At 43.9% G+C, this 8,790-nt stretch carries 8 protein-coding genes and 1 pseudogene; 3 read left to right on the top strand and 6 right to left on the bottom strand.

The window, feature by feature from the left end; translation table 11 throughout:
* Nucleotides 1-103: 103 nt before the first annotated feature.
* Both A1232T_RS13615 and A1232T_RS03660 read left to right on the top strand, forming a co-directional pair.
* A pseudogene (locus A1232T_RS13615) lies at nt 104-406 on the top strand (RNA-guided endonuclease InsQ/TnpB family protein); the annotation flags it as partial.
* A gap of 126 nt (nt 407-532) precedes the next feature.
* Entirely contained in the window at nt 533-1,528 is a 996-nt protein-coding gene (locus tag A1232T_RS03660; RefSeq protein ID WP_077448114.1) for an NADP-dependent oxidoreductase, read from the top strand.
* Nucleotides 1,529-1,593: 65 nt separating this feature from the next.
* Here the strand turns inward: A1232T_RS03660 and A1232T_RS03655 are convergent, their stop codons facing one another.
* The 3 genes from A1232T_RS03655 to A1232T_RS03645 all read right to left on the bottom strand — a co-directional run bounded on the left by A1232T_RS03655 (nt 1,594) and on the right by A1232T_RS03645 (nt 5,238).
* Nucleotides 1,594-2,241: an alpha-ketoglutarate-dependent dioxygenase AlkB family protein gene (locus A1232T_RS03655; RefSeq protein WP_077448113.1), complete on the bottom strand. Its 648-nt coding sequence runs from the start codon at nt 2,239-2,241 to the stop codon at nt 1,594-1,596.
* Nucleotides 2,242-2,316: 75 nt separating this feature from the next.
* Nucleotides 2,317-3,243 (bottom strand): alpha/beta fold hydrolase, encoded by a 927-nt coding sequence (locus A1232T_RS03650; protein ID WP_077448112.1) that lies wholly within the window; start codon nt 3,241-3,243, stop codon nt 2,317-2,319.
* A 42-nt stretch (nt 3,244-3,285) separates the two neighbouring features.
* The gene (locus A1232T_RS03645; RefSeq protein ID WP_077448111.1) at nt 3,286-5,238 is read right to left on the bottom strand and encodes an ABC transporter ATP-binding protein; all 1,953 of its coding nucleotides are present in this window, start codon (nt 5,236-5,238) and stop codon (nt 3,286-3,288) included.
* A 215-nt stretch (nt 5,239-5,453) separates the two neighbouring features.
* On the opposite strand from A1232T_RS03645, the gene A1232T_RS03640 reads away from it, so the two are divergent.
* A complete protein-coding gene (locus A1232T_RS03640) occupies nt 5,454-6,347 on the top strand; it encodes a hypothetical protein (protein ID WP_077448110.1) in 894 nt (297 codons plus the stop codon).
* 122 nt (nt 6,348-6,469) lie between these two features.
* Here A1232T_RS03640 and A1232T_RS03635 read toward each other — a convergent pair whose 3' ends face one another.
* The 3 genes from A1232T_RS03635 to A1232T_RS14340 form a co-directional block, all read right to left on the bottom strand.
* Nucleotides 6,470-7,411 carry a D-2-hydroxyacid dehydrogenase gene (locus A1232T_RS03635; protein ID WP_077448109.1) on the bottom strand — a complete coding sequence of 314 codons (942 nt, stop codon included), beginning with the start codon at nt 7,409-7,411 and terminating at the stop codon, nt 6,470-6,472.
* Between the two features lie 92 nt (nt 7,412-7,503).
* Nucleotides 7,504-8,463 carry an NAD(P)-dependent oxidoreductase gene (locus A1232T_RS03630; RefSeq protein WP_077448108.1) on the bottom strand — a complete coding sequence of 320 codons (960 nt, stop codon included), beginning with the start codon at nt 8,461-8,463 and terminating at the stop codon, nt 7,504-7,506.
* A gap of 149 nt (nt 8,464-8,612) precedes the next feature.
* Nucleotides 8,613-8,777 carry a transposase gene (locus A1232T_RS14340; protein WP_077448115.1) on the bottom strand — a complete coding sequence of 55 codons (165 nt, stop codon included), beginning with the start codon at nt 8,775-8,777 and terminating at the stop codon, nt 8,613-8,615.
* Between the last annotated feature and the right edge of the window lie 13 nt (nt 8,778-8,790).

Raw genomic sequence — 8,790 nt, 5'->3', positions numbered from 1 at the left:
CAATAATCTAGTCGGGTTATTTTAGGCTTCTTCATGACTATTATGGTACTACGCTATGCTTTAGGTTGGCAATATATCTCTGGTTTTGCGTAAGTCCTAAACTAAAAAAACCAATCTAGCTAAATCGACATACGATGCCGGATGGTTTGAACTTAAACGACAACTGGAATATAAATGCAAGCATGCAGGTTGTCAGTTTGAGATCGTAAATGAGAGTTACACTACCCAGACCTGCTCGTGCTGCCATAAAATAAGTGACAGTAGTCCAAAAGGTAGAGCAGGTTTGCGAATAAGAGGATGGACTTGTGCTAAGTGTGGCACATGGCATGATAGAGATATCAATGCTGCTAAGAACATCCTTGCGGTCGGGCTTGACCGTCTAGCTGTAGGAATCGCCTCGGTTTAGCGAGGGGAGGAAGTCAAGGTGTGCTAGAAGACAATTAAGCTTTGCTTGGACTAAACTTGACACACCAACAGTATGCTAGACTAGAATGAAATCTATTTTTTGTCTCATTACAACAAGGAGCGTGTTATGTCATCTAACCAAAACTTACCTAAAACTCAATCAGCCATCACCATAACGGAATTCGGTGAGGCAGAGGTCTTACAGCACCACACAGATGCCGCAGTTCCTACGCCTAAAGAAGGCGAGGTTCTGGTCAAAATTGCTTATGCTGGAATTAACCCAGTGGACTATAAAACCCGCCAAGGTCTAGGCTGGGGTGCTCAAAATATCAAAGACAACCAATTTTCGAATAATCAACCAGCAATCCTAGGTTTTGATATGGCCGGAGAAGTCGTTGCCAGTAACGTAGCTGACTTCCAAGTGGGTGATAAAGTGGCGGCGCTTAACTTTAAAGGTGGCTGCTATGCCCAGTACAATACAGTCGATGCTCAGCTACTTACCAAAGTACCTGAGAAGGTAGATATTAAAACAGCTGGCGCATTACCTTGTGTAGGAACGACGGCTAAGCAAATGATTGATTTTGCAGATATTAAAGCAGGCGAGCATGTGGTGATGAGTGCACCAGCCGGTGGTGTGGGTCATCTCACTCTGCAAATGCTTATCAATGCTATTGATGAAAAAAATATTAAGTTAACGCTGATTTGCTCTGCTGATAAGTATCAGAAGATAGGTAACTTAATTGATGTGAATAAGCTAGAAGGCTGGATTGATTACACCAAAGAAGAGACCTTTCCAGAGCTAAATGCAGATCTTCTACTAGATTTAGTGGGCGGCGACGCTGGTAAAAAAGCATTGGCCGTGGTGAAAGCAGGAGGGCGCGTTGTGGTGTTGCCTTCCATTTGGGCTGAGGCGCTAAAAGAGGCTGGCGCTGATAAAAACCTACAAGTAGAAGGCTTTATTGCCAAGCCAAACGCTGAAGACTTGAGCGATGTGCTGAAGCAAGTGGCAGAGGGCAAGCTAAAGTTACATATCCAGAAGACGTACCCATTAGCGAAAACCGCTGACGCCCATCAGTCATTAGAGATCGGTGATACCTTTGGTAAGATTGTGCTTGAGGTTTAAGCACCGCTCAATGGCAGCAGCACCTAAAAGTAAGAGCCTGATTGCCTGATTGGCTGATAAGTAATTTACGGGTGATTAAGCATATGGCGAAAAGTTAAGCTTATTCGACCTTCATCGACTTTTTTGGTTTTGGTGATGCTGTGCTTCCAGTATTGCTGGGTGTCGCCACGCATCACCACCAGTTGCCCTGACTCAAGATAGAGCTCGACTTTATCTTGAGTCTTTTTATTATGAGCCTTGTGCTTAAAGACAAACTTACGAGTAGCCCCTAAAGATAATGAAGCGATAATCGGCTGATGTCCTAGCTCCGGCTCATCATCAGCATGATAACCCATGCCGTCCTCACCACTCGGGTAATAATTAAGCAGACAACTGTTAAATTGGGCAGCAATACCAAGCTCAAGTAGTCGCTGTTCAATGAGCTGTTTCACGTGAAACACAGACGAGTGCCAAGGCTGAATAGGGCGGGTATGCCCTGAATAAGTATAGGTTAAAGCTTGGTCTGAGCCACTAGACGTATCACCCATCCACACAATTTTACGGGTGGTAATATGGGTTTTACCAAATAAAGTGACTTGGTCTGATTGCCAAGGCAACTTGTCCAATAGCTGCTGATATAAGGCCCGATCGTCTGACAACATGATGCCTAAGTCATTTACTATGCCGTCACAAGGTAACAAGTTATCGGTAGGTTGTGGGGCAAACAAATCCATATCAGCAGCTCCATAATATCAGGGCAGGGGATAAAAAAGACTTTTATCCCCTGCCTAGCCAATAAACTTTATGGGTTATTTGATCCGTGACTGCTCAAAGTTAACAATGACTTCGGCACAAGCCTTAGGGGCTTCTATGGGAAGAAGATGGCCATAGTCCGACAGAACAATTCTGTTTTGGATAGGCACCAGACCTTTCCAGCTTTGGCGCACTTTATTGCTATTAAAGATAGAGGGCTTAGCCAGTATCAAGTAATAAGGGACTTTTTTCTTATTAAGTTTTTTTAAAGCGGGGGTGACGTAAGGGGTACCAAAGTAGCTGGCAAGCTCTTGTTTAGGCTTAAACAATAAACTATATCCGGATTGCCCTTCGTCTTTGGCCACTAAACTATTTTGAGCAAAGATTTTTAAATGATCATCGCTAATACGTTTGTAGGCTCGATTTTGACGTAAGCTTTGATAATAAGCTTCGACACTGCTCCAGTCAGCAGGCTTAACCCTCGTGCTCTTAAAAGGCTCCTGGGTTTGCAGGATTAGGCGTGGAATACGGTTAAATAGCAAAGATTGCTTTCTAGTAAAAGTAACTGGATCAATTAAGTACAGGGCTGAAAATAGGTCGGGTCTTTTGGCGGCAGCCATCGCAGTCGCCGTAGCCCCTTGTGAGTGACCAATTCCGATGACAGGTCCACCTTGAGTACGCTCCAGAAACTCAATCAGCCAGTCTGCATCTTGCTCACGCGTCATTACCTTAGCACTTGGTAAGTCTGGCCAGTAGCCACGCATGGCTAAGCTAATTACATTAAACTGCTGGCTAAGCTCAGTAAACAAAGGTTGATAAGCGCCAGCAACAAAGCCGTTGCCACCATAAAAGTGAGCGGTGGGCTTATCATTAGCAGCTTCTGATGACTCTAAGTCTGAAAAGTCATAGTAGCGAGCTTGCTGGTTGTCTAATTGAATATCCTTTTCATATTTCTGAAACGTATTAACTTGAGTTACTTTCATTTACTAATCACATCCTCTTCCAATTAAAATGCGAAACAAGGTTTAAAGATCTTCTAAGTCATCATCCCCTAAAAATCCGCCACTTTGACGCTCCCATAGTCCAGCATAAACCCCATTTTTAGCCAATAGCTCTTCATGACTGCCTTGCTCAATAATACGGCCTTTGTCCATAACTACCAAGCGATCTAGAGCGGCAATGGTAGATAATCTATGTGCAATGGCGATAACCGTTTTACCCGTCATCATGCTGTTTAGACTTTCGGTAATGGCATGCTCCACCTCAGAGTCTAAGGCACTGGTCGCCTCATCAAGCAATAAAATAGGCGCATTTTTTAGCATCACACGGGCGATAGCAATGCGTTGACGTTGACCGCCTGAAAGCTTAACTCCACGCTCACCTACTTGGGTATCAAGGCCAGTATTACCTTTGGCGTCATGGAGCTCTTCGATAAACTCCCAAGCCTGTGCTTCTTTACAAGCTGCAATAATCTCTTCATCTGTCGCAGTGGGGCGACCATAAGCGATGTTTTCACGAACGGTTCGGTGTAGCAAGGAAGTGTCCTGAGTCACCATACCAATTTGACGGCGTAGACTCTCTTGGGTAACTTCGTGTATCGCTTGATTGTCGATAGTAATTCGGCCTGAATCCACATCGAAAAAGCGCAGCAATAAATTAACCAATGTCGATTTACCCGCGCCAGAGCGACCCACTAAACCTATCTTCTCACCGGGTTTAATATCTAGATTAAAGTTGTCGAGTAGTTTGACATAGTTTGGGTTAGGCAGGCTGCCACTAAGTGAGCCAGTTAAATTATCATCATCCAGCTTGTCCTCTTCGGTCGCAACTTTAAGCCCCATGTTGGCTTTGCCACTGCCTTCATAGCCGAAGTCTACCTTTTCAAACTTAATATGACCTTCATTGATGGTTAACTCTTTAGCGTCAGGTGCATCCACTACTTTTTGTGGCGTTGATAAAGTGCGAATACCATCTTGAACGGTACCGATACTTTCAAATAAGGTCGCCATCTGCCACATAATCCAGTGGGTCATGCTGTTTAAACGCAGTGCCATGGCTGTGGCCATCGCGAGGGCACCAACACCGACATCCCCTCTTTGCCATAGATATAAACCAATGGCTGCGGTACTACCGATTAAGGTCACACTTACCAAGTGATTCACAAACTCGAGAACAGTCACCCAACGCATCTGAGCATGTACCGTTCCCAAAAATTGCTTCATCGCTGACTTAGCATAGCTAAGCTCACGCTGTGAGTGGCTAAATAGCTTAACCGTCATAATATTGGCATAAGCATCGGTGATACGACCGGTCATAAGTGCTCGAGCATTGGCTTGGGTACTGGCCGTCTGTCGCAGCTTGGGTAAAAAGTACCATAAGGTTGCTCCAAACATCACCAGCCACAGGGCAAACGGAATAAGTAATAAGCTATCGAGCTGAAACAGTATGATGCCACTGGTGACAAAGAATACCAACACATAAGTCATCATATCGACGACGGTAATTACGGTATCTCTTACGGCCAGAGCGGTCTGCATAACTTTGGCAGATACACGTCCAGAAAACTCGTTTTGATAAAACTCCATGGACTGGCCCAGCATGCGCTTGTGAAAACGCCAGCGCATTTGCATAGGGAACACCCCTTGGATAACCTGAAAGTGAACTAAGGAGGCTAAGCCCACCCAAAAAGGGCTCAGTACCAAGACCGCAAACATCAGCTTTAAGGTAGCACTTTTTTCTGCCCAAAGCGTGGCCGGGGTATAGCTTCCCATCCAGTCAACAAGATCTCCAATCCAAGCGTACAGCAACGCTTCATAGACCCCGATACCGGCCGTCAGTACCATAAAAAGTACCAACCATTTGCGAAGGCCATAAGTACAGGCCCACAGGAATTTAAACAAGCCCTCTTTGGGCAGAGGAATTGTGTTTTCCGGGAAGGCAGATAGCCGGGTCTCGAAAAAATTGAAAAACTTATTCATAGGCAGTTATTACTAATTATAGTTATTTTAGGTGTCAGAATTAATGAGCTTTATTATCAGTATGGATAGGCAGTGTTGCTATTCAAGCAAAATCAAAAATAAAGTGGGAAAAAAATGATAATCATCCGCTTTATCGCACTTTATACAATCGCTTCAGCAAAAATATAGTTTATCATGTAATATATTGTTACATTCGATTTAAGGATGATTTAATTATGAGCTATCTGGTCATCGCTGTGCTTTGTAGCGTAGCGGTTTCGGTACTACTCAAAGTCTTACGCCAGCATCAAATAGATATCCGTCAAACCATAATGGCAGGGTATCCGGTGGCCTTTTTTTTAACCTGGACGTTATTAAAGCCTGACTTGAGTGCAACAGCAGACTTAAATGCAGCTTGGGGCATTATACTGCTATTGGGTATCTTATTGCCGTTGGTGTTTGTTATTTTAGGCCGGGCTATTGAATCTGTTGGCATTATTGCGAGTGATGCTGCCCAACGCTTATCGCTGATTATTCCCATTGTGGCTGCTTTTGCCTTATTTGGTGAAGTGCTCACTTTGCAGCGTACATGGGGCATCTTTCTGGGCTTCCTAGCCTTAGTGGCTTTGGTATATCGAACGCCTGAAAAAGCCAATGCAACCAACTCTATTTACTCTAGAGTTAATATGAGCCAAAGGATAGGTTTGGCCAAGGTTCCGGTAGGGCTTTGGTTGCTTGGGGTCTGGGTGGGTTACGGCGTTATTGATATTTTATTTAAACAAGTTGCCAAGCAGGGAGCTGCTTTTCCACTGACCTTGTTTATGAGCTTTGGTCTTGCTGGCGTATTAATGTGCCTTTATTTACTCATCTTGAAAACCCGGTGGGATAATAAAGCCTTGCTCTCAGGTATTGTGCTAGGTATGTTGAATATGGGCAATATCTATGCCTATATCAAGGCGCACCAAAGCTTGGCGGACTCTCCTAGTGTGGTATTTACCGGTATGAACGTTGGAGTAATTGCTGTAGCGACCTTAGTGGGGGTATTTGCCTTTAAAGAGTCGCTCAGTAAACTTAATATTCTCGGTATTGTATTGGCCATGGCTTGTGTGTTTGTTTTATTTTGGGGCTAGGCTTAATGTAGAGTAAGATAGGTTTGGTCTAAGATACCTAGTAAAGCGGCCAATTATTAAAAGATAAGTTAAAAAATCCTCCCGAGTTAACTTCAGGAGGATTTTTTTATGGCGTTAACCCATTATTGCTTGGCAATAAAATCACTAACTTGCCCACTTAAGATGTCCCAAAGTTTTTCTTGAGCTGCTTTACTGCCCCAAGCATTATGCGGGCTAAAGATGACTCTTGGGTGATCGGCCAGCTGCAATAAAGGATCGTCTTTGGTTGTGGGTTCTTGCTCGAAGACATCGGTGGCATAGCCCATAATTTGGTCGTTTTTTACTGCATCACTCAAAGCTTGTGAGTCTACAACACCGCCACGCGCCACGTTCACTAGCAGTGGTTTTTTCTTCATTTTAGCCAAAGTGTCTTGGTTAATTAAATGCTGAGTTTGCTCTGTTAACGGGCAGTGCAGACTAATAACGTCTGAGGTTTCTAGTACTGTATCAAAGTCGGTGTAGTCTTCATTACGTGGTGCTTTGCCTTGATGTTCAGCCCATAACACCTTCATACCAAAAGCTTTGGCAATTTCAGTGACCCGCTTACCAATAGTACCCACTCCAATAATTCCTAGGGTCTTATCTTCTAAATCAATCAAAGGTATGTCCATTAAGCAAAAGCTGCCGGCCTTCTCCCAAGTGCCATCACTGACTTTATCATGATAATACACGCCAGCACGCAGTGCCGCTAACATCAGCATAAAAGTGTGCTCTGGCACGCTTTTGACCGCATAACCTGCGACATTATAAAGCTCGACATTGTGTGCCTCACAAGCGTCGGCATCAACGTTATTCATGCCAGTAGCGGTGAGTTGAATCAGCTTTAAGTTGGGAAGAGCTGCGATGACATCGGCATTTATTTTTACTTTATTAGAAAAAATAATGTCAGCATCCTTACAGCGCTCGATAATGAGTGCATCGTCTTGCTGGGTCTCATCAAAACAAACATAGTCGCTGACACCTTTAGGCGCAGATAGGTCGACACTGTCTAAAAAAGTGCCTCTATCTAAAAATACGGCTTTCATAATAGGTCCTCTTTTTGGGTATTTGTTAGGAATTTATTGTATTTAGTCGTTGTCGTTCTAGCTTATGAATAATAGGCTTTATAAGCTTTAAATTAAACCTTAGCAGAATACTGCTCGGCAAACTCGCTTACTTGGCGGCGTACGATACCCCATAGTTTGCGCTGGGCCGCTTTACTGGCCGCTGCATGATGCGGGCTTAAAATAACGCGAGGGTGTTTTTGATTGGCCAGTTGCACGATAGGGTCTGAAGTATCAGCAGGCTCTTGCTCGTATACATCGGTAGCATAACCCATGATTTTATCGGCTTTAAGGGCATCAGCAACGGCTTGGGAGTCGACAACTTTACCACGGGCAACATTAACGATTAACGGCTTGTTGCTCATTTTAGCAAGGGTATCGGCGTTAATAAGGTGCTCAGTTTCCTCAGTCCAAGGGCATTGTAGGCTTAATACATCAGACTGGGCCAAAACAGTCTCAAATGCTGTGTAATCTTCGTTACGAGGCGTTTTGCCCTGACGCTCAGCCCATAATACAGTCATACCAAAGGCCTGTGCTAAATGTGAAATACGTCGACCAATATCGCCAACGCCAATAAGCCCAAGAGTTAGCTGATGTAGATCAACGATAGATTCATCGACAAGGGCGTTTTTTCTGGAGTGATGCCAAGTGCCATCAGCCACATGATTGTGATAATAAAGACCGGCACGCATGGCATTTAGCATGAGCATAAAGGTGTGTTCCGCTACGCTTTCGGTTGCAAAGTCGGGTGCGGTTAATAAAGTGACGTTATTGGCCTCGCAGGCCTGCTTATCTACTTGGTTTGAGCCGACGGTGCTTAATTGCAGCAGTTTTAAATTAGGAAGCGCATCTATCACTTCTTTTTCAAAACGAACAGAGCCGGCAATCACAATATCGGCGTCTTGGCAGCGCTCAATAATTAGCGCATTATCGTGAGGGGTTTTTTCAAAAGTGACGTACTCACTAAGCGACTCTGGGGCGGGTAAATCAACCCCTTCTGAAAATCTTTTTTCATCCAATAAAACCGCTTTCATTATTATCTCCTTATTTATTATGATGACTGAAGTTAAAAGGGTTGGTATTTATGACTAACAATGGGTTGTCGCCATTATTACCCAAAGGCATTGATAGTGTTTACCAGAGGTATAGCAAATTAAGGCATAGGAACATATAGTCATAGCCCTTAAAAACAGTCACACAGCCAAAGAAAATAGAAGAATAACGTATCGATACAATCTATTCCCCAATCTTGACGCTTTTTATTAACCCAAGCCCAAGTTTGCTCAATAGGGTTTAAGTCAGGACTATAAGGCGGTAACCATAGAATAGTGTGTCCTGAATCTTCAATGATTTTTTGAATA

The sequence above is a fragment of the Psychrobacter pasteurii genome, assembly GCF_900162815.1.
Classification (GTDB): Bacteria; Pseudomonadota; Gammaproteobacteria; order Pseudomonadales; family Moraxellaceae; genus Psychrobacter; species Psychrobacter pasteurii.
The sequence above is the reverse complement of the archived record's forward strand: the minus strand, read 5'-3'. Positions and strand labels throughout refer to the sequence as shown.